Source organism: Paenibacillus sp. fava2 (assembly GCF_058313675.1).
The window spans coordinates 3,895,668-3,917,331 of record NZ_CM177755.1; the positions used below are offsets into that span (position 1 = coordinate 3,895,668).

Genomic DNA, 21,664 nt, shown 5'->3' on the forward strand with positions numbered 1-21,664 from the left:
TTTACTCTTTTTTGAAGAGTTCCTGTATCACATCATATGATTTCTTCAGTCTTTCCGTGGACTGCGGGAGATCCCAGGATTCCCATCTGTAACGGGACATACTGCCGAGCTTGCCGTCATTGCCGGTCTGCGGAAAAGAGTCTGCTACCCGCAAGGTGCCGGAGGCGGTCCCCAGAGGCGCAGCGTTACCGTCAGCACCGGGTTTATAGGTTATCACGGCTATATCTATGCCATCAATAATGCTGCTGCTCTGCATGCCTCCGTTCCACACGTCTCCTTGAATCTCAAGCGTACTGGGATCCTTCACATTAAGGAGGGACCAGGGCAGCCGCAGCTCGATCATAGCCTTATCCGGGTTCACATAGAAATCAGCCAGCGAGTTATAATTCTCCGACTCAGGGTTCCCGTTGCCGTGCTTGAGCTTCCCGGTCTCATAGTAGGTAAAAGGCAATTCTTCTCCTGTGGAGGGAATGGTTGTTTTTCTGTTCAGCGCGAGCCGGATAGGGTGGAAGCGGCCGCTGTTTTTTTCGATTGGGTAGGATAGCGCTTCTACAAGCTGGTCTCCGTACTGAAACTGGAACAAATCATAGTAGCTGTCTACGATGACCCGTGAGGTATCCTCCCCTTGAAGCTGAACCACGAAGTCTATGCCTTCCTGAGCCGTGACTCCGGTCTGGTTCGGCAGAGCCATATTGCCTTGCCCTTGAAGGGTATTAAATGCAATTAATGTATTCATCGCCTTAAAGGGATTACTTGTATCCATGTTCTTGTAGTCCAGCCGCAAATAAAGATAACGTTCATCATGATTGGCATATACCTTGCTTAATGTCCGCAGTTCATCCTGGCCGTCAGCGTCTGGCTGAAGCGGTCCTGCTTCCTTCTCGTAGAGAGGCGGAGTTTCACTTGCTTCCCAATCCTCAGTGCTGCCGTCCACACGGATTTTCAGCCTGTCGAAGCTTAACAGGCCGAACTGCTGCTCGTTAGTCTGGGCATTGGACCAATAGGGCCGTCTGTCCGGGTTATCCAAATCCATCGTGTTCCAGGTGCGCTTGAACCATTCATCCTGCCAAGTGAACACCAGTCCGCCCATCATGCCTGCGTAAACAATATCCTCATATAAGCCGGCATTGATCTTGCCCTGGTCTTCTTCGGAAAGGAAGCCCTGGTTCATACCGAAGGGGTTCTCATGCGTTAATCCTCTGGAGCTGGGCACACCGAACTCGGCAATAAGAACGGGCAGCTTGTTGGCGTTCTTGAGATCGTTCAGGTAAGCCGCATAATTATTCGGTTGCCCGCGCTGATCTTTGTATTCCAGATAAGCAGGCTCATAATTCATAAATTCCGGATAATAGGGATACACGTGATAGGAAGCGAACTGGCCCGTATAAATGTCTTCTTTTAAATGAATCACATTCGGGTTGACTGACACCAGATCCTCTGTATCGGAGGGCTCGGCCGGATGATCCAGGAGATCCGTCGTCACCCAGTTGGTAAAGCTGATAGGGCGCTGCCATTGATATTGTGCCAGTTCATAATCCAGTGTATGGTCGAACATACCGGCAAGCCAGTTTTCAAAAGGGGCTGCGCTCTCCGTAAAAACATATTTTCCCGCATAATCACCCATGCCTGCATTCACAAGATTCGTCTGATTCACCATGGCAGGGTCCCATTCGATTCCCAGGATCCAGGCGGCCACATATGGAGAAATATCAGCCTTGTAACTGCCGCTGGCATGACCGGGCCGGGCCGGAATTTCTGCATTTCCATGAATCACATTAATCAGGGTCTCGATATCCTGCATAAAAGGCTCGCGGTTGTCCGGTTGAAAGGCGTCCATTGTCGAACTCAGCGTTTCTTCTTCAATCCATACACCGTGCATCACATACAGCTTCGACTCATGCGTGTCATTAAACCGTTTCAGCGCGTTATAAAAACCTGGAGGATGCAGTGTATAGACCCGTATTACATTGGCGTTCATAGCTGAGATCATTTCCAGCCAGCGGTAGTATTCCTCCTCTGTAATTCCGCCTTCTCCGGGCCACGTTCCGGGCTTGGCCATCCCGATATTAACCCCTTTAATCTGCATATCCTTCCAGGCATTCTTCTCATAAACCTGAAGGCGGTTCCCTGTAATTTGGGCTGTGTAGAAGGTGCCTGCACGCTCATAAGGTGTAATTACATTTGTAATGTCCCCGCCGCCCTCCATCTCAGTTGTTTTCCAGTCACGCAAAAGCACAAAGGTTGCCACGGCTATAAGCAGAAGGAGTGTCCCTATCACTGCTAGTTTCTTCAATCCATTAAACCTCCAAATTTTACTTATTCAATATAAAACTAACACGTTAATACTGGTCCAGCAACCTTAACAGGATGATAAAGCACCTTCAATCGGGAGGGAGTGAAGTCTTTAGTGGACGGAAAAGAATACCAAAAAGCACCGGGTAGCTGTTGAGGCTCCCGGCGCTTTTGTATAAATACAGCTATTCTTCTAATTTCCAGATATTCCTGTCAGCCCGAAACGGAAGGCAGGATAGCGCACCAAAAATTCCGATTACAAGAAACAGCAGGGCTGCTCCCGAGCCTTTTCCGGCTCCGACCAGTGCAATATACACACTGTCCATGGATTGTACAGCCATAAACGGTTCAAACACTTTGTCTACCAGAAATCCGCCGCACAGGTACCCCAAAGGGATGGTGAAAAACTGTAAGGTGTTTCTGGCAGAATAGACGCGCCCCTGCATCTCAATAGGGATTTTTGTCCGAAAAAGCACATCCATATTAGCGCTCATAACCGGGATAAAAACCCATCCAAGGATAGCACCTAGACACCATAGAGGTGTACTCCTGCCGAATGCGAGCATAAAATTCTCGGTACTCATGGAGAATAGCAGGCAATTGCATATGACCCGGACCCGGCTCTTTGGCGGCGGGAGGATGGCAACGAGGATGCTTCCTGCCATCATGGCTAACCCGGTAACCATATTGACCATACCTAGTGCGAACTCTCCGCCGCCGGCACGTGAAAGGATCATTGCGGGCAGGGCAGCATTGAAGATGGAGGCTGTAAAATTGATCACGGCCAAAAAAAGGATCAAATCCAGTATTCCTCGGTTGTCCAAGAGATACTGCAGACCGCTTTTTGCGGATTGTAATATCGTCGTGCTTCCGGTACTGCTCCGGTTCGTAACTTGAGGGATTTTTACGAAGCATAACAACGCAACAAATGCCGTACCAAAGGTAATGAGATCAAACAGGATAACAACCCGTATACTTGTAAAAGAAAGCAGTGCAGTGGCGAGTACAGGCGTTAAAATAGTGACCAGCGAATTGGATAAGGATCGCATTCCGCTAACCTTCTGATAGTGCTTTGCCGGAGCTAACAGGCTGATGGATACATCCGAGGCTGGCTGCTGGACAGTGTTCATTAGTCCGTTCAAGGTATTGATTAAATAAAGATGCCAAATCTGAAGCTTATCCGTGCTGAGCAGAATAAAGACCGATACGGTACAAAGTGCCGCAAAGCTGTCACTGAGCAGAATAGTGTTCTTCTTATCCCATCTGTCGCTGAGTGCACCTGCGAAGATGCTTAGCAGGACATAGGGGGCATAGGAACAGATGGTCAAAAGCGACGTGACAAGCGCTGAGCCGTGCTGCTGATAAGACCAGATCACCAGTGCGAAGGCAGTCATTGCGCTGCCCAGTGAAGAAAATGACTGTGTCAGCCATAAAATCAGGAAGGTTCGAAGCTCCCGGAAGGTAGTTTTGCATTTTTTTATCATGACTTTGCTCCTCTTTCAATTGAATTCTTATGATTCAATGAAAGTGCAAAGCCAAAACGGACGAACTCAGATCCGCTCCGTGCAGTTACGTCCGTTTCAGACTTTGCACGGAGCTATACCTCTGCATAGCCGCATAAGGATATCCCTTCTTTTCGTTTGAAGTTAAATTCACCCAAAAGTAAATTCTGTTTTATTTTAACATGCGGGGACTTGTTCACGTGTTATTATTTTGCAGCAAGCGGCCTGGTCTGCAGGTAGAGATCTAAATCCGGGCTTGCGCCCGACAGAATCTGGTCAGCAACAATCTTAGCTAACACTCCGTTATATACGGTTCCATTATCACCATAAGCCATAATCATGTAACAATGGGGATAGGCTTCGTACTGGCCGATAATTGGCATTCCGTCATGCGTTCCTCCGTAAAAGGCCCCCAAATAATATTCCGGTATGGCCTGAATATCCGGAAAAAGGTTGTTAAACGCCGTAAGGAGATTATCCTTGCTTGCAAGAATTTTGGAATCTCTTGTTTGGGCGAAGGATGTATCCTTATCCATGCCTCCAATAATAATCCGGTTATCCGGAGTCGTACGCATATAGACATAGGGGCGTGCGGTTTCCCATATCAAGGTTCTTTTATGCCAGCCTGTAAAATCAGCGACCGGCTTTGTGATGACGGCATAGGAGCTGGCCAGCGTAGCATTTTTTTCGGTTTTAAAGCCACTGTCTTCATAACCGGCTGCAATAATAACGTATCTGGCCCGGATTTCACGGTGTTCTTTTGTATAAAACAGGGCATGATCCTGTTCAAAACGTCTGCCTGTTATTTCTGTATTTTCAAAAATCAATCCTCCGTGTGACTTCACTTTCTCAAGCAGCCCATATACAAATTTAAGCGGGTTCATCTCGGCGTCATCATGATAATATAGCGCAGCCTCTTTTTTAAAAGGATAGAGACCGGCAATCTGCCCGGCATCCCACAAATCCACTTTGAACCCGTATTTCCGAAGGAGTGCATGTTCCTCAGTCAAGTCGGCAATATCCTCCTTACCGCTTGCATAATACAGGCTGTCCCGTCTGATAAAATCCGGATCAACGGGTAACTGGCGGCTAATCCGCTCAATATCGTTAATGGACTGCTCACATAGTTTTAGATGACGCGCGGCAGCTTCTTCACCAAAAGAGTGGGCAAGAGATACAAAACTTTTCTCTCCGGCATATTGAATCAGAGCTGTATTGGAGCTGGTGCTGCCTTCTCCGGCTTTTCTTTTATCAACTATAACAACGGACATTCCTTGTTCACAAAGAATATCGGCACATTGAGCTCCGGAGCTGCCAGCACCAATAATCAGTACATCACAGGTTATGTTCTCTTCGAGCTTAGGATATGATGGGGGGTTAACCACCGTTGCCGGCCAGTACAATTTGCCACTTTGCAGATCCATATCAAGACTCCCTTAATAATATTAGACACTTAGTATGGACATTTTACGGCGACTCGATGCAACAACAATCCAAGTTCATGGAATACATCAGTTAATACCTTTTTTTCTTTGTTTACGGATAATCATCACGATCAGCAGCAGGACAGGCAACAATATTTGAAAAATCGGCCACCAATATTTTACGGCGATTTCTCTGCCTACTTTGATGAATTCCGTATATGTCGGCGACATAAAGGCCAAAAAGTAGGTGCTCACCCCAATCAGCGCCGAAGATGGTCTGTGTTTTAATCCTATAACCCTGCTGATGCCGATTACCGCTGCGTTTAGGAAAGTAGCCAATTTAACCCCAAGGCTCAGAAACAGGATCAGTGTAAATAAAGGATCAATTCTCTCAAGTACCTCTGACATCTGAATCAACTGAACGGCTTGAAGTAAAGGAAGAGAACTGTTTGTGGCCAGAACAGGTCCAAGAACCAGAATATTGATTTGATTAAAAAGGATAAGAAACAGACTGATTCCACAATACGTCAGCAGAATCATTTTGTTCATCCCGCGTCTGGTAGCCGCCATTGGATAAAACACCAGAAAGACCACGACCTGGCCGAAGGGAAAAGAGAGAATACCAGGTATTGCCGCTTTGAAGACTGGCTTCCATCCATGTTCAAGAATGGGCAGCATAAAATGGAATTGCAGCAGGCCGGTAGCTGCCAGCAGAATCAGGATGACGAAATATCCGATGACTATTACTGGGAATAATACGATGCACATCAGGAACAACGTTTGCGGACCGTATCGAACCGTGTTAGTTACAACAAGAACTATAATCAGGATTACTGACCAGAGCGGAGTACCCGGAAGCAATGTCAATATGGTTACTTCTGCGATATCCCGCAGGTTTCTTGACGCCTCCAAAATGAAATAGCCGATGAAACCCAGACTAATAAGACCTCCGATGAACTTACCGGAATAACGCTGTATAATCTGAAACAAATCTAGTTGAGGCTCAATCCTGTGTAAGGTTAAGTGAATCAGAAGAAGCAGAAGACCTGCCGAGGCTGCGATCAGCATGGACAACCACGCGTCTTGCCTCACTTCACCACCGATAAGGAATAAGCTTGTACTTCCTATCTCAAACAAAGCAAACGTAGCTGCTATTTCGGAGGCCCGGGTAGGAGACTTGCTGTTCATTTTCGGCTCCTTTCTGTTCCACGGATGGGGCTATTTCTCTGCTATCTTCAACAAATGCCTGAATGAGTCAAGGAACATCCGTGTCCGGACTACCGTCATTGTTACCTCTGCCTGCATATCCATCCTGGCTAATTCTTCATCCCAGACGGGCTTTAGCTTATCCCATTCCTTCGGGTTCCGTTCATGTATCCGGTTGCCAATCCCCAGAACATCAACCTTCATTGCTTTGGCTGCTTCCCAGCCCATTTGCATCTGCTCCAAAATAACCTCTTCTATAGCATGTTTGAGCTTATTGATGCCGGCTGTATCGGTGAGATCCTCATCTGTTGTGGTTTCTGTGAGTTCACCATTGACTTCAGCTTTCACTTTGACGGTATAGTGTACCGGTCCTTTCACGGGAGTAACCTTGACTTTGGCCTTGAATATCCTCACGGCGGACAGTTCTGCCTCTTCACGAGCATCGGGGTTCGGGAATGACAGCACAGTACCTTTGACACGATTGGTTAACCAAGAGAGGCCCAGACTTTCCTTCAGATTCATTCTTCCTGCAAGCCGATCCCCTTTAAAAATAACCAGTCCCGTCATTCTGACCTTGGCATCCTGAGACGTTCTGGTAATAGCCCCGGCCGATTCCAGCGATTCCGGATTTTCTCCGGCTACCCCTATTTCAGGCACACTGGCTGCCTGAGATTCCGAAGTGATCCCCAAAGCGAGATCAAAAACCGTTGTTGCCGGGTAATAAGAGACTAATATCTGCTGTTTTTCAACAATTTTGGCGATGGCTTGTCCGGGCAGCTGCTCAGGAGGGACGTTCTTGGTCAGAATGTCCCTAGCTTTCCCATTTGTCACCATAACATCGACCATCTCCCTGGATTCCGGATTACGAAAGTAGGAATCCAGAATAGGACTGATCCCCGACTCTGCTGTTTCCTTGCTGATAACCAGTACATTATTATGGGCAAAATAGAGCTTTCGCGGATGCTCCACCGCGCTCATAAATACGGTATCCCGTATCGTTTTTCCTTTGGTCGAAAAGACATGAACCCCGCTTTGCCCCCCGCCTGACGTTCCTCCGGCTGCCGATGCATTCGCAGATGCGACGCTGACCTGGTAAGTGACCGTAAAGTTTCCTTCTGTACCGTCTACACCCGATCCCGTGACGATACTAAGATCGTTCAGCTCGTTAGCCTTGCCGCAGCCATTTAACAGGAGCATTGCGGCAAGAAGGATCCAGCTTGTTCGAAGAGTTACTGACATGATTAGTTCCCCTTGTTCTGAGGTTTGTCCTCCGCTTGATAAACCCCGGCCTCATCCGAACTTGTCGGGTATTGATTCGGAGCCTGCCTAAATGTATTGCGTCCCGACTTCTGGTTGGGACGGGTCTTCATTGCCCACCAAGGTACACGCAGAAGCAAATCCTTCATATTGGATTTGAAGTAAGGAGCATAGGGCATAAAATAATTCACTCCAAACGACCGTAAAGAGACTAGATGGGCCAGCAATGGTATAAGGCCTGCCAGAATGCCGAACAGGCCGAAGGTACCGGCAAGGAGCATCAATACAAAACGCATTAGCCGCACCGCAGAGGCCATATTGATGCTAGGAATAACAAAGTTGGCTATTGCCGTAAATGAAACCACAATAACCATTGCACTGGATACCAAGCCTGCCTGAACGGCAGCCTGCCCCAGTACCAGTGCGCCGACAATCGAAATCGCAGGCCCGATCACCCGGGGCATCCGGACACCTGCTTCCCGGATAACCTCAAAAATCAGCTCCATTGCCAGAGCCTCAAATAATGCAGGAAGAGGCGTACCTTCCCGTTGCCCTGCAAGCGTAATCAGCAGGGTAGTGGGTATCATCTCCTGCTGAAAAGTAGTTACAGCTATATAAAGAGAGGGCATAAGCAGGGCTACAAAAAAAGATACGAAACGGATGGCCCGCAGGAAGGTCGAGATATCATACCGCTGATAATAATCTTCACTCGAATGAAAGAAGTTAAAAAAGGTGACCGGTGCTATCAATACAAACGGTGTACCGTCAACCAGAATACCTACCATACCGTCCAGCAGGCTGCCGGCTAAGGTGTCCGGGCGTTCCGTATTGAGTATGGTCGGGAAGGGAGTTATCGCGGCATCCTGAATAAATTCCTCTATGTAACCACTTTCCAGAATGCTGTCTGTATCAATTGCCTTCAGGCGCGTATTTACTTCTTCCACTACTTCAGGCCTTGCGATCCCATCCAAATAAGCAACGACAACCCGTGTCTGTGTATAGGTCCCGATGATATGTTGTTCAAACTTCAGGGCCGGGGTTTTTAGCTTACGTCTGAGCAGGGAAAGATTAGTAGACAGCTCTTCTGTGAAGCCCTCCTTGGGGCCGCGGATAACCGTCTGCGAGGTTGGTTCTTCAACTGAACGGCGGACACCTCCCGAAATGCCGACGCCTAGCATCCAATCATTATTTTCCAGCAGAATCAGCACGTTTCCGGCCAGGATCGCCCGCATAATCTCCTCTTCGGTAGACAGCGATTGAACATTGCCCATGGGTATCCTTGATTTAAATTCTGATGCGCTTCTCGTCGCATCCTGCACGCGATCTTCATTCTCCAGCACATGGATAACAGCACTGATTAAATCAGGAAGCAAGACTGCATCAACCAACCCGTCTATATAGCAGACGGCAGCCGAAAGAGTGAGGCCATTAGGTTTCACCAGTTCACTCAGGATAAAATCCGGACTTTTTCCGAACTTGGACTTCAACATTCCGACATTCTGCTCAAAAGATGAAGGCAAATCGTGCCGGTCCTTTTTTTCAGGAGTCTCGCCCTGATGTTGCTTTTGTTTTTTTGTGACACTTCTGGCTGGTTTAAAAATCTGCTTCATCCATTTGATGAACATGAGCCACACCTTCTTAAATACTTGCTTATAATCGTTAATCTTTGTTTCAAATGGTTTTTTTATGCAGTTCAGCAGGATAGATTTACATCAATCCAATTTGATAATAATGATTAATTATTTTGTCACTACACAAATTCCACACAAATTTAAAGTAAAGTATGAAGCAGTTAAACAAACGAAAACCTACGGAGGATATGTTATGAGAAAAGGAATAGTCATTGTCAGCTTAACAGTAGCGCTGAGTACCATTCTTGCAGGCTGCTAAATTGGCGATAAAGGGACTGAACAGGGAGCAGAGAATATTTCAGTGACAACCGCGGTATCTACACCTTGGATAGGGTACGAAGAACACGACACGTATTAACACCTCTGACCCTGTTGAAGCAGCCGTGCTGGTGTCCCGGACCCTTTGGACGTGCGTATTTGGCAGTAACCGGCCTGCAAGTGTCGTGCTTACAGACGTCAGCAACTGGCAAATTGCTGCGGTAAGTACAGACCTTATACACCACCCAAGCAACGGACCTGTCCTATTCTTTGAGAAAGACAAGGTTCCTGAAGCAACGCTCGGGGAACTACAACGTTTGAAGCCTATGGGTGCGGAAGGAAATGACGGGATTCAGGTCATTATCGTGGGCCCGGCTTCCGATGCAGTAATCAAACAACTGGATACGCTTAATATGAAGCTGGATAAAATTGAAGGAGACGAGCCGGCTGCAGTCGCCGGGGCCATTGATGCTTAATATGCCAACGTTGCGGGCGAACTCCCGCAAGCTGTAGTGATTGGCGGTAATGGGATACACAGCTGATATTCAGCCGAAGTTTCAGGATTCTCCAGCAGAAGGTCCGTATAACCACGCATGGATCACAGGGGATAACAACGCAATTACAGCCGGAGCACAAAGTGAAATCGATGATATGCTTGAGATTTCTCCCGCATCCGGAGACAATCCGCATTCAGGCCACTAATTTTAGGAATAGATATAAGGAGGATTTCAAATGGACTGGTCTACACTTCTTGTACTGGTTTGTCCGATAATGATGATTGTAATGATGTTTACGATGAAAGGGGGACATTCTCATGGTTCCTCCGGCAAGCCGCTTGCTGCTGAAAGTGTTCAGGAACAGCTGCTTGATCTGAAAGCTGAAAATGAACGAATCCGTAAAGAATTACAAAGCTTAAAAAAATAGATCCGGGGAATGCCGTAAGCGATATCCGCTTGCGGCATTCTAACGATAAGATAAAGTTGAAGGGGAGGGGATATCCTGTGTCTAAACTCAAGGTCTTAATTGTAGATGATGAATGGAATATGAGAAACCTGCTCCGGATTTACTTAATGAAAGAGGGCTTTGAAATTAAGGAAGCATCAACCGGGAAAGAAGCTTTAGCTCTCGTTCATGCCCATATGTTTGACGTTATTGTTCTCGATGTGATGATGCCCGACATGGATGGATGGCAGATTTGCAGGCAAATCAGAGAACGAGTAAATACGCCCATTTTATTTTTATCGGCTCGTACAGAAACCAGGGATAAGATCAAGGGCCTGGATATTGGAGCAGATGATTACTTAACCAAACCCTTTGATTCTGAAGAATTACTGGCCAGATTGTTCTCTTTAATCCGCAGATCTGCCATAAACCAAACAACGCCTGTTCAACCTGCCCGCGGACTCCATTTTCCTGATTTGATCATCACGCCGGAAGCCAGAGAAGTCCGAATATGTGATCACGCAATCGAATTTACGCAAAAGGAGTTCGATCTTCTGGCCACTCTGGCGCAAAACATTCAGCGGGCCTATACAAGAGAGGAACTGGTGGAACGTTTATGGGGATATGATTTTGAAGGAGAAATCCGGGTAGTAGACACGCATATCAAGAACATACGGGAGAAAATGCATAACTCCGGCCTGAAGTATAATCCGATCCAGACGGTATGGGGGGTTGGCTATAAATTTAACATTTCTGGTGATACCAATGAAAAATAACCGTATCGGTTTTAAATTAGGCTTTGTTATTATTACGCTGTTTCTGATTGTATTGGTATTTCTGGGCTTTACAGTCGACCGTTTATTTACGGGCTTTTATAGCGACCGGATGCGCACAGAGACGGAGGAATTGGCCTCCCACTTTGCAGTGATGGCCCATTCGGATAATATGTCTGATGAAACAATGAAAACCTTTGCCGAATTCTCTAATGTTAGTATTTTCAACGTCAAACCTGATGGGGAAGTCGTTCTGCATTCGGGAACTCACGATTCTTCCGATCAGAAGATCATTCACAACACCGATCTGGAAACCATTTTTACAGGAAAAAAAGTCAATTTCTTATATACCGAACCTTCGGGAATTCGTTACTTTGTATCCGGCCAGCCGATTTATGAGAATGGGGTAGCTACCTCTGCACTTTATGTAATGTCTTCTACCGTGAAAATGGAGCAGTCCTTATCGGCTGTCCGTAATCTTTTGATATTGTCAGGAATAGGCGCTTTTTTGTTGGCACTTGGCATTACATGGATTATCGCTCAGTATTTATCACGGCCATTACTCAAAATGCAGCAGGCTACCCGAAAAATCGCAGCAGGTGATCTGGAAACACGGCTCGACATCAACAGCAAAGATGAAATAGGCAGCCTGGCTTATGCGATCAACGATCTTGCAGTGGATCTTCAGCGATACAGGGATACCAGACAAGAGTTTTTCGCCAATATTTCTCATGAGCTGCGTACGCCGATTACCTATCTCGAAGGCTATTCTCAGGTGCTCCGGCAGGAGCTTTATGAAACAGAAGAGGAAAAGAACAAATACCTGGAAATCATTTATGATGAGGCATTACGGTTGCAGCATTTAGTGGAGGATCTGTTTGATCTGGCGAAGATGGAAGAAGGCAAGATCAGTCTCGAACTCGACTCCGTGAATATGTCCGAAATGACGCAGCAAGCGATACGAAAAGTAGAGCTCAAGGCAAGAGAAAAAAATCTCGGCTTGCTATACCATGAACAAGGTATGATCAAGGATATTCGTGCAGACAAAAAACGGATGGAGCAAATCCTAATCAATCTGTTGGAGAATGCAGTCCGTTATACCGAAAAAGGAAAAATCGAGGTCTCCGTATCTTATTACAGCAGTGCTTTTGTGTTAGTCATCGAAGATACTGGGATTGGCATTCCGAATGATGAGCTCCCGTACATCTTTGAACGCTTTTACCGGGTAGAGAAGTCCAGGTCTCGTCAATTTGGAGGAACGGGCTTAGGACTGTCTATAGTGAAAAAGCTGGTGGAACTGCAGGGAGGTCAGATTTCAGTAACGAGTCAGTCAGGTAAAGGCACCCGTTTCGAAATTCTGTTTGACCGGCAGCCATGACGTCAGGAGGCAGGCAAATGAAAAAAATACAATGGCTCATAGCGGCTATGTTTATCGGTATGGGCTTAACGTGCATGACGATATCCGCAGTATCATTTCAGAGCAATCCCTTAATCCAAATAGGCGGGATCATAAAGATGGCAGCCTGTATATTTTTTATCGTAGGTTTGAGTGCCGTATTTACGAGGGTCTACAAAGCCTGTAAAAAACATTAAATTGAAGAAATGACAAAAACGTTACTCTTTATTCTATTAAATTTTAAAAGGATTGACAGGCTGCCTGCCATCTATTAAAGTGTTAATAGTTACAAAATATTAATAAGTTGCCGAATTTCAGCGTTGAAAACGGGGGAACCATTTTTTTGGGTGAATTATTCTTGAACGAAAGGGAATATAGGGAACCTTTAACCGAATCCTCAGCTAACTCCGTAGGCATTGAAGGGAGAACAAGTTTCTGAAGAAAGTCATCGTATCCATGTTGGCAGCCTCATTTATATTTGCTTCTGCAGCACCAGGTACATACGCAAGCGAGGTATCGCTGGACAGTGTTGTGAATCAGGTCGTAGGAACCCCTTATCTTTATGGAGGAACCACAACATCAGGCTTTGATTGTTCCGGATTTATTCTATATGTACTTAAGAAGTTCAATGTGGATGACCTACCGCGCACTTCTCAATCGCAGGCTAAAACCGGCATTCCTGTAGCCAAAGATGATCTGCGTGAGGGTGACCTTGTGTTTTTTAACACAACGGGTTCCGGAGTTTCCCATGCGGGCATTTATGTAGGAGACAACAAGTTCGCTCACTCTTCCAGCAGTAAGGGAGTAAAAATCAGCAGCTTGTCAGAATCGTATTATAAGGACCGGTATGTAACCGCTCGCCGGGTGGTAAGTGATAACAGCTTTTCTGATATGGTGAGCCGTTAATGCAAGGATCATCTACAACCGGAGTATAGAAGATCGTCTCTATTCATGAGAGGCGGTCTTTTTTATTTTCACGAAATATTACAAGCTGAAAAAACACATACTGAAGAAAACCTGTTTAAACTTAACAACTTTGGAGGATCTTTTATGGTTTTCACGATTGCAATTACCATTGTTGCGATTTTTGCAATATGGGGAGCAGTATCCCCTGACCGGCTGGCAAGTACGGCTAACATCGCCTACAATTTCTCCATTCACAATTTCGGCTGGTTTTATTTGCTGGCCACACTGTTCTTCCTGATCTTTACGTTCTATTTAGCCTTCAGCAGGTTTGGCGGCATCCGGCTTGGAGATGAAGATGATGAACCGGAATACTCTACACTATCCTGGCTGTCGATGCTTTTTAGCGCAGGTATGGGGATTGGACTTGTATTCTGGGGCGTGGCTGAACCGTTGTCCCACTATTTATCTCCCCCGGAGGGTGTAGAGGGAGGTACGGCAGAAGCAGCAAGGATTTCAATGCGCTATTCCTTTTTTCACTGGGGGCTTCATCCGTGGGCCATTTATACGGTCATCGGATTGGCACTTGCATACTTTCAGTTCCGCAAAGGTTATAAAGGCTTGATAAGTTCAACCTTTATTCCTCTAATCGGAGAACGGCTGGCTGCCGGCTGGGTGGGCAAGGCAATCGACATTCTGGCGGTTATTTGCACCGTATTTGGCGTGGCTACTTCGCTTGGACTCGGTGCTCTTCAGATCAGCGGAGGATTACATTATTTATTTGGGGTTTCTAACACGATAACAGCACAAATCGTCATTATCGCTGTAATGACCGTGTTGTACCTCATCTCCGCGACGACGGGTCTCGACAAAGGCATAAAAATTCTCAGCAACACAAATTTAATTATAGCGGTGCTGTTAATGCTATTCGTGTGGGCCACAGGTCCGACTTCTTTTATATTTGATACCTTTACAACCACGTTAGGCAGCTACCTGCAAAATATCATTAATATGAGTTTGAGGCTGACCCCATTTTCAAGGGGAACCTGGGTTGGTGCGTGGACGTTATTCTATTGGGCCTGGTGGATCGCCTGGGCTCCCTTCGTTGGAACTTTTATTGCAAGAGTCTCCAAGGGAAGAACCATTAAGGAATTTGTGATATGCGTCATGATCATTCCGAGCCTGTTTGGTTTTATCTGGTTTTCGGTATTTGGCGGTACAGGTCTTCACCTGGAAATGTTCGATGCTGCCCATTTAGCGTTGTCCGTTAAAGAAGATACGACTACCGCTCTTTTTATCACTTTGGAGCAGCTGCCCTTAGGTACCCTAATCGCCTTTATTGCTACGCTTCTGATCATAATCTTTTTTGTTACTTCAGCTGACTCGGCTACCTTTGTGCTGGGCATGCTGACCTCAGACGGCAGGCTCAATCCCAGTGCCAGAGTGAAATTAACCTGGGGAATCCTGCAATCCGCCATAGCTGTGGTCCTGATGATCAGCGGCGGATTAAGCGGCCTTCAGACCGCCTCGATTGTAGCAGCTTTACCTTTTGCCATTGTCCTGATCGGGATGTGCTTCTCCCTGCTAAAGGCTCTGCAGGCTGAGGATAAGGAGCGCCGGCAAAGGGAAAAGCATCAACGTCAAAAGCTGAAACGACTCCTGGAGGAACAGGCACAGACCCATTGAAATAACATTTAATTACTTGAATAAGCATTTGGATATAATGGAAAACTTCAAAAGAACAAACAGCAGTATGATCTGATTTTCCAGGAGGATAAGATATGACAACTCAGGATCCCAAGGAGCTTCTAAAGAAAAAACACGAAATGGATGAGCAAAAAAGACAGTTCACCAATTTTGCACGTAGTGTCAGCGGGCATGGCGAGGCAGAAGCAGGCCAGGAACTCAGCAACGACCGGCCGTCTGATGATCAAAACCGTATGAAATCAGTTGAGAACAGACAAGATTGACTTAAGCGATGCTCCAGAAATAAGCCGATCCCCCAAAGGATCGGCTTTACTTTTAGTTAATGTTTATATTAATTATAATGGACTATCAAATAGCTTTTCCCACTGCTAAGTATTTCTTCCTTTCCTGACCTTAATAATGATTAGAATTAGTACAATACTAACTAAAATCAAAGCCACACTGAGGTATTCTTTGCTGAGAATCAGCAATTGCTGAACAGAATAGGCTTCAATAATCAGAGCCGGCAGTTTTCCAAGCATGCTTGCTAATCCAAAGGTGAACCAGCTAACACGGCTAATGGCGCTTGAGATATTAACCAGCCCGGAAGGGACAAAGGGGAGTATTCTTAAAGCGAGAATGAGAAAGAAGGCTTCATAGCCGGAGGTTTGTTGAAGTCTCTTCAAATATTTATTCTCATTTTTAACAGCCTGTGTTAAGTACATGAACCCCCTGCGATAAAGAATAAAACTTACAATAGCCCCGAGCACTTCTCCGATAAAGGAAATAATCATACCGTTAAGAAAACCGAAAAAAGTGATGTTAGCTCCTGTTAGAAACACACTAGGGATGACAGCAAAAATGCTTAATAATATATTAAAAACCACACTTATAATAATGGCGAAATAACCGCTTTCACCTAACCATTCAACGATGTGCGTAGCCATTTAAAACGGTTCCTTTTCTTTAGCTGTATTTTCTTTTAATTAACATTACAGTAAGGAGGCACACTGGAACTGCTATTTGTATAACAAGGTAACTATATAACGTAATTGTGTAAAGAGGTTCTCCAAACATGAAGCTTACATATGAAGAGAATCGAAGTGAAACCAAAAGAAGGGGTATCATTAGAATTTTTATCCATACCTTGTATTTGATTTTGAGCACCCGTTGAAGTCCAATGGATATGGCTATGTAATAGAGACTTATTTTGATAACTAACCCAATGAATAAAATGAGTGTAAATAAAACATCACTGCGTTCAATCGCAGAGCCAACTTGGATTAGTTGTACAACAGTATATAGCGGGTATGTTACGGTTGTGGCTAATACCGGTCCCAGGACAAGGACAACTACTTGATTAATGATGATTACAAGGATAGATACAAGCGTATAGCTCCATAATATCGTTTTTTTTAATTTTTGCTGGGATGTAGCATATTTAAACATGCTTAGAAATAGAATGGTCTGTCCAAATGGGAATGCAACTAAATCCGGAACCGGATCAATAATGGGTTTAAATCCGTTCTCCATCACAGGAAGCATAAATTCAAAATGTATTAAACCTGATACCAGAATTAAACTGAAGATTACCAGATACGCCAATAGAACAACATATAAAAACACACCACAAAATCGAAAAAACACTCTTGGTCCATATTGGGTTACAAAAGCAATTACCGCTAGTTCTGCAAATAGAACAACTGGCATTGGAGTTCTATTTAGTAATGTAACGCTAACAAGCTCGCCTAAGTCACGCACAATGCGGACAGAATCGTAAAAGAAGTAAACAACGTATACTAAGGCGGTTCCACCACCAACTATTTTTCCAAATGCGTGAATAAGTATTTCATATATATCATGTTTCGCATCCAATTGGTATATCTGAAGATGCACACAGAGAAGTAATAAGCCGACCACTGAAGCCAAAGTCATAGAAATCCAGACATCCTGTTTGGCAGTTCCACCCAGCAGAAATAAAGGGGTGCTTCCTAATTGAAATAAGAAGAGGGTGATGCCTATCTGGGTTGCGCTCGTTTGGGTTTTCATACGTTCTCCTTATTCCGGCTTTGACTGGTTAATGGTGTTTTGAATGAGTCCAGGGTGTTTTATATTCACTTTGACCTTAACTTGAAGGCCGATGTTCTGGAATTCCTGCTCCCAATTAGGCTGAAGCGCCTTCCATTCCTTTGGATATTTACGATGAATCTGATCTGCGAAGCCGGCCGCATCTGCATTGATACTTTTAAGCTTGCTCCAGGCTGTATTAATATCGTTAAGAATTTGCTCCTCAACACTTCTGTTCAGCTTCTCGATCGTTTGAGTACTGTTTAATTTATCTTTGCACAAATAGTTATCCAGAACACCTCTCACGTCAATCGTACCTGTCATTACGAATCGGCCATCCACTTTTAAAGGCCGCAGCTTCGTACTGGAGGCGGTGATTCTTAAGGCGTTAGTCACCTTTTCACTGTCAGTGCAGGTAAACGAAATCTCCGTTTGATTGACTTTATTGGTGAGCCACGAGAGCCCGAGGCTCTCCTTGCGATTGAGCCATCCGACAACCCGATCCTTTTTAAATACCGCCAATCTGGTTAGCTTTATTTTTAGACGAGGGGAGGTTTCCTTTAAAACATCCATGGACTCCAGTTTTGTTTCATTTTCTTCTGTTTTATCCCCCGAAATGGATATGACCGGAACTCCAATGCTTGGCGAATCCGAAAAAAGCCTAAGTGCGAAATCATACACAGAGGTTTTAGCAAATATGGATGTGATCCGGCTTTCATTGTCCAATATTTCTTTGTAACTGTTACCCGGCAGCTTCTCAGGCGGAATCAGCTTTCGAAGGATATTATTCGCTCTACCTTCAGCTACAAGCATGAGTACCGTTTCACGTGATTCTGTGTTTCGCAGATAGGCATCAATAATGGGTAAAATCCCTCCTTCTGCGGCTTCTTTGCCAATCACAATAACCTTATTGTGCCCTACGAAGATTTTCCGGGACAATTCCAACTGACTTAGATTTCTAGCTTCCCCAATTGTGGGGCCTTGAACTGCAAATGTGTGAACTCCCGGTTGCCCTGAAGATCCAGAACCGCCGCCTGAGTTAGAGGCCATGGAGGAAGGGATAATCGTCTGAAAGGATAGTTGCCATCCATTATCCAGAAGATCTACCCCTGTTGCAGTTGTAATCCGCAATTCATTTAACTCTGATTTGTCCCAACAACTTGTAAGTAGGGGAACGAATATCATTAAAATTAAACTTAAGAGCCATTTATGCATGATGCTATTCTTGCTAGGATAAGGGATCTGGCTTCGAATTTTTGGCTTGTTCAGCATAACTGCTCCCCTCTCTAGTATGTTGCGTTGTATTCAATGCAGGACGTGTTTTCATTTTCCACCAAGGTGCTCGAATAAATATATCTTTTAGATTACTTTTGTTTATTGTAGGGTTCAGGTAAGGGACACCAAAAGACTGAAGGGATACCAAGTGACCAACGATCGCAGTAACGCCAATCAGAATGCCAAATAAGCCAAAGGTACCTGCCAGGATCATTAACAAAAAACGAAGTAGACGCGTTGCTGCAGACATGTTAATGTACGGCAGTACAAAATTGGCTATAGCGGTAAAGGAGACCACAATGACCATAGCAGCGGATACTAGTCCTGCTTGAACTGCAGCTTGACCGAGAACCAGAGCGCCCACAATGGATATAGCTGGTCCAATAGCTCTGGGCATTCGGACACCTGCTTCCCGGATAACCTCAAAAGTTAATTCCATTAAAAAAGCTTCGATTATCGTGGGAAATGGTGTTGACTCCCGTTGTGCAGCCAGCGTAATCAGAAGTGTTGTAGGTAACATTTCAGCATGAAACGTTGTAATCGCAATAAAAAAGGATGGGAGAAACAAAGCAATTAAAAATGAAGCCAATCTAACTAATCGTAGAAAACTTGATATATCATATCTTTGATAATAATCCTCACTGGATGTTAAAAACCTGGAGAAGGTCACAGGAGTAATAAGGACAAATGAAGTACCATCTACGAATATAGCCACCAGCCCCTCAAGCAAACCTCCGGCGATTGCATCCGGGCGTTCTGTATTAATCATGGTAGGGAAGGGAGAAAATCTCCCATCCTGGATAAATTCCTCAATGTATCCACTCTCCAGAATGCTATCCGTATCAATGGATTGGACCCGCGAAAGGATCTCATTAACAACCTCAGGTTCAGCAGTGCCCTTTATATAGAGAACCGATATCTTCGTATTCGTCTTTCTTCCAACAGAGAGCGTTTTTACATGTAAGTCAGGTGATTTAATTTTACGCCTCACAAGCGCAATATTCGTTGAAATATCCTCAACAAACCCTTCTTTGGGACCGCGTATAACCGTCTGCGATGTTGGTTCCTGAACAGATCGTCGTTCACCGCCTGGGACCGGTACTGTGAAAGCTTCTGCAGCTCCGTTGATTAATACAGCAATAGAGCCCTCAAATAAATGACTAATCAATATTTCTTCCTCAAGAACAGTTGCAATCCGCCCATTGGTCATCTCTAATAAACGTTTGGGTTGACTGACATAATCATTTTTTTCCATCTTTGCAATGACCGCTTTGATGTTCTTCATTTCCTGCTGTACCGCTTGCGAATCCGTCAGACCCTCTAGATAACAGATTCCGATGTAAAAAGAGTTGTCATCCACATAATCCAGTTTTTGCACAACCAGATCTGAACTCTGTCCAAATTGCTCCTGAATCCTGGTCAGTTGTAACGATATATTTGAATCAAGCTGAGTAGCGCTGGTTGGTGTAAGCGGTGGAATTGTATTTTTTCTTTTAGGTGTTTTCCTTTTCTTATGGGTGAATAAATGTATTTTCCGAAGTTTATTCAGCAAAACAGCTCACCTTTTTCAATGAAGTGTGATACATATTTTGCATGAGTTGGATTAATTTTATTCAGCTGCAAACTCCACAACCGCATAAGCCGGAATTCACATCATATCAAGTGAGGGTGTGAGAGATGCCGATGCTGTCAAAATCGATAAAACGAAGGTCAGGCTGCTTCCGGGTGTTTTCCGGGGGAGATTCGAGATTAACAGGAAATAACTGATGGAACTGGATACCCAGTGCATGCTCCAAAACTTCTATCTGGAAGCGGGTATTATTTTACCGGGGCTGCATATAGAAATACCTCATCAGATAATCTCCTTAAATAATATAGAAATGCATCAGCTATGTTATGGGGATAATATCATAATTTGTTGTTTTGGATCATCGATTTTACGATATTACAAAACAATTGACCAATGGACAAAAGGATCATATAATTGTTATTTAATGGAACTTAAAGGAGTGAAATAGGATTTGTTGGAACTTAATGGCATGAACGCTGATTCGTTAATAGACATGCTAAAAGCTTCATTCTCCTTGGATAACTGGACAGCAATGATAGAAATATCAGACAAGCTTATTGAAGTGGTTTCAGTCATACATGCAACTAATCCCTATGGATTAGAAGCCCAAATGCTCAAGCGATCGCTGGTTTACTATTTTGGTTTTAGCCTTTGCGCAAAGGGGATTGCTCATCAGAAAATAGGAGAATATAACATTGCAAGGGAACATATTAAAAGGTATTCAAATCTGAGCTGGGTAAAGCTTTATGATGAAGATTCATTGTCGGAAATTGAATATTACAAAAGTATTGCCGTAGCAAATGCTTTTGTAATCGCTTTGCTTGAGGGGAACAATAGCGTCCTGCCTGAATACGTGGAATTCCTTAAGACATGCGGCAAAAAAGAGTTTACTGCCGGCTTGCTAAACATCTTAGACTCAGCGTTAAAATACAATTACTCAGTGGATTGGGCATTGGACGAATTACAAGGTTATGTTGAAATAGCCGATGCTTCCTCACCTGATGTAGATGTTCATTATTACATAGAATACGTTCATCTATTATCTATTTACTTATTTAAAAGAGGCAAAAAAGAATATGCAATAAACCTGATAATAGAAAATATTGAATTTAGTGGTAGACTAAGAGATGAGGCGGGTTTTAGAAAAGCAACTGCCTTTTATGAACTTGTTAGAACGGACGCCAATGCTTCCCAGCAGCAGGAGTATCACTACATAATGAAAAAAATCATAGAGAGGGAGTTCAATGATGAAAAAGAAGCTTTTGTTATTGACCACCGTATTACTGATTAGTTCATTCGCCATTCTGACTGCGGCAAGTGCTGATGGGGTGTCCAGTGTTGTTTATAGCGGCACAGTAACAACCAATACCCATGGCATGGGCCACTAATTTACTATTATCCACTTCATTTTATTTTGTCATCGGACAAGAACATGTTTCATTAGAACCCGCGCTGAGCGCGGGTTTTTTTGTGTGATCAAGT

19 protein-coding genes and 1 riboswitch are annotated in these 21,664 nt (G+C 44.6%); of the genes, 9 read left to right on the forward strand and 10 right to left on the reverse strand.

Translation table 11 applies throughout. The features are described 5' to 3' along the window. Position 1: 1 nt before the first annotated feature. The 6 genes from AC4G46_RS16780 to AC4G46_RS16805 form a co-directional block, all read right to left on the reverse strand. Positions 2-2,293, reverse strand: coding sequence for a hypothetical protein (locus AC4G46_RS16780; protein WP_491123734.1), 2,292 nt, complete (start codon positions 2,291-2,293; stop codon positions 2-4). 184 nt (positions 2,294-2,477) lie between these two features. After that, on the reverse strand, positions 2,478-3,776 hold the full coding sequence (locus AC4G46_RS16785; protein ID WP_491123735.1) for an MFS transporter: 1,299 nt from the start codon (positions 3,774-3,776) through the stop codon (positions 2,478-2,480). 224 nt (positions 3,777-4,000) lie between these two features. Continuing rightward, a complete protein-coding gene (locus AC4G46_RS16790; protein ID WP_491123736.1) occupies positions 4,001-5,218 on the reverse strand; it encodes an NAD(P)/FAD-dependent oxidoreductase in 1,218 nt (405 codons plus the stop codon). Positions 5,219-5,305: 87 nt separating this feature from the next. Then, complete coding sequence (locus tag AC4G46_RS16795) at positions 5,306-6,406, reverse strand: GerAB/ArcD/ProY family transporter (protein ID WP_491123737.1); 1,101 nt, start codon at positions 6,404-6,406, stop codon at positions 5,306-5,308. A 30-nt stretch (positions 6,407-6,436) separates the two neighbouring features. Beyond that, complete coding sequence (locus AC4G46_RS16800) at positions 6,437-7,663, reverse strand: Ger(x)C family spore germination protein (protein ID WP_491123738.1); 1,227 nt, start codon at positions 7,661-7,663, stop codon at positions 6,437-6,439. Positions 7,664-7,665: 2 nt separating this feature from the next. After that, a complete protein-coding gene (locus AC4G46_RS16805; protein WP_491123739.1) occupies positions 7,666-9,306 on the reverse strand; it encodes a spore germination protein in 1,641 nt (546 codons plus the stop codon). Between the two features lie 449 nt (positions 9,307-9,755). Between AC4G46_RS16805 and AC4G46_RS16810 the strand changes: the two genes are divergently transcribed. The 8 genes from AC4G46_RS16810 to AC4G46_RS16845 all read left to right on the forward strand — a co-directional run bounded on the left by AC4G46_RS16810 (position 9,756) and on the right by AC4G46_RS16845 (position 15,554). Next, positions 9,756-10,046, forward strand: a complete 291-nt coding sequence (locus tag AC4G46_RS16810) for a hypothetical protein (RefSeq protein WP_491123740.1) — start codon at positions 9,756-9,758, stop codon at positions 10,044-10,046. Positions 10,047-10,095: 49 nt separating this feature from the next. Further along, positions 10,096-10,272 (forward strand): hypothetical protein, encoded by a 177-nt coding sequence (locus AC4G46_RS16815; RefSeq protein ID WP_491123741.1) that lies wholly within the window; start codon positions 10,096-10,098, stop codon positions 10,270-10,272. A 30-nt stretch (positions 10,273-10,302) separates the two neighbouring features. Beyond that, positions 10,303-10,494 (forward strand): DUF2933 domain-containing protein, encoded by a 192-nt coding sequence (locus AC4G46_RS16820; protein ID WP_491123742.1) that lies wholly within the window; start codon positions 10,303-10,305, stop codon positions 10,492-10,494. Between the two features lie 77 nt (positions 10,495-10,571). Then, positions 10,572-11,288, forward strand: a complete 717-nt coding sequence (locus tag AC4G46_RS16825) for a response regulator transcription factor (RefSeq protein ID WP_491123743.1) — start codon at positions 10,572-10,574, stop codon at positions 11,286-11,288. Then, the gene (locus tag AC4G46_RS16830; protein ID WP_491123744.1) at positions 11,278-12,663 is read left to right on the forward strand and encodes a sensor histidine kinase; all 1,386 of its coding nucleotides are present in this window, start codon (positions 11,278-11,280) and stop codon (positions 12,661-12,663) included. The genes AC4G46_RS16825 and AC4G46_RS16830 overlap by 11 nt, the downstream gene beginning before the upstream one ends. Positions 12,664-12,976: 313 nt before the next feature. Beyond that, a riboswitch (cyclic di-AMP (ydaO/yuaA leader) is annotated at positions 12,977-13,112 on the forward strand. A gap of 4 nt (positions 13,113-13,116) precedes the next feature. Beyond that, a complete protein-coding gene (locus AC4G46_RS16835) occupies positions 13,117-13,587 on the forward strand; it encodes a C40 family peptidase (RefSeq protein ID WP_491128905.1) in 471 nt (156 codons plus the stop codon). Positions 13,588-13,731: 144 nt separating this feature from the next. Continuing rightward, positions 13,732-15,270: a glycine betaine uptake BCCT transporter gene (locus tag AC4G46_RS16840; RefSeq protein ID WP_491123745.1), complete on the forward strand. Its 1,539-nt coding sequence runs from the start codon at positions 13,732-13,734 to the stop codon at positions 15,268-15,270. 95 nt (positions 15,271-15,365) lie between these two features. Continuing rightward, complete coding sequence (locus AC4G46_RS16845) at positions 15,366-15,554, forward strand: hypothetical protein (RefSeq protein ID WP_491123746.1); 189 nt, start codon at positions 15,366-15,368, stop codon at positions 15,552-15,554. Positions 15,555-15,659: 105 nt separating this feature from the next. Here the strand turns inward: AC4G46_RS16845 and AC4G46_RS16850 are convergent, their stop codons facing one another. Genes AC4G46_RS16850 through AC4G46_RS16865 form a run of 4 tightly spaced genes read right to left on the reverse strand, consistent with a single transcriptional unit; the run spans position 15,660 to position 20,164 of the window. Beyond that, positions 15,660-16,217, reverse strand: coding sequence for a TVP38/TMEM64 family protein (locus tag AC4G46_RS16850; protein WP_491123747.1), 558 nt, complete (start codon positions 16,215-16,217; stop codon positions 15,660-15,662). A 19-nt stretch (positions 16,218-16,236) separates the two neighbouring features. Beyond that, complete coding sequence (locus tag AC4G46_RS16855; protein ID WP_491123748.1) at positions 16,237-17,319, reverse strand: GerAB/ArcD/ProY family transporter; 1,083 nt, start codon at positions 17,317-17,319, stop codon at positions 16,237-16,239. A 9-nt stretch (positions 17,320-17,328) separates the two neighbouring features. Next, a complete protein-coding gene (locus AC4G46_RS16860) occupies positions 17,329-18,609 on the reverse strand; it encodes a Ger(x)C family spore germination protein (RefSeq protein ID WP_491123749.1) in 1,281 nt (426 codons plus the stop codon). Further along, the gene (locus AC4G46_RS16865; protein ID WP_491123750.1) at positions 18,566-20,164 is read right to left on the reverse strand and encodes a spore germination protein; all 1,599 of its coding nucleotides are present in this window, start codon (positions 20,162-20,164) and stop codon (positions 18,566-18,568) included. The genes AC4G46_RS16860 and AC4G46_RS16865 overlap by 44 nt, the downstream gene beginning before the upstream one ends. A 469-nt stretch (positions 20,165-20,633) precedes the next feature. Here AC4G46_RS16865 and AC4G46_RS16870 point away from each other — a divergent pair, with 469 nt between their 5' ends. Beyond that, positions 20,634-21,473: a hypothetical protein gene (locus tag AC4G46_RS16870; RefSeq protein ID WP_491123751.1), complete on the forward strand. Its 840-nt coding sequence runs from the start codon at positions 20,634-20,636 to the stop codon at positions 21,471-21,473. Positions 21,474-21,664 lie beyond the last annotated feature (191 nt).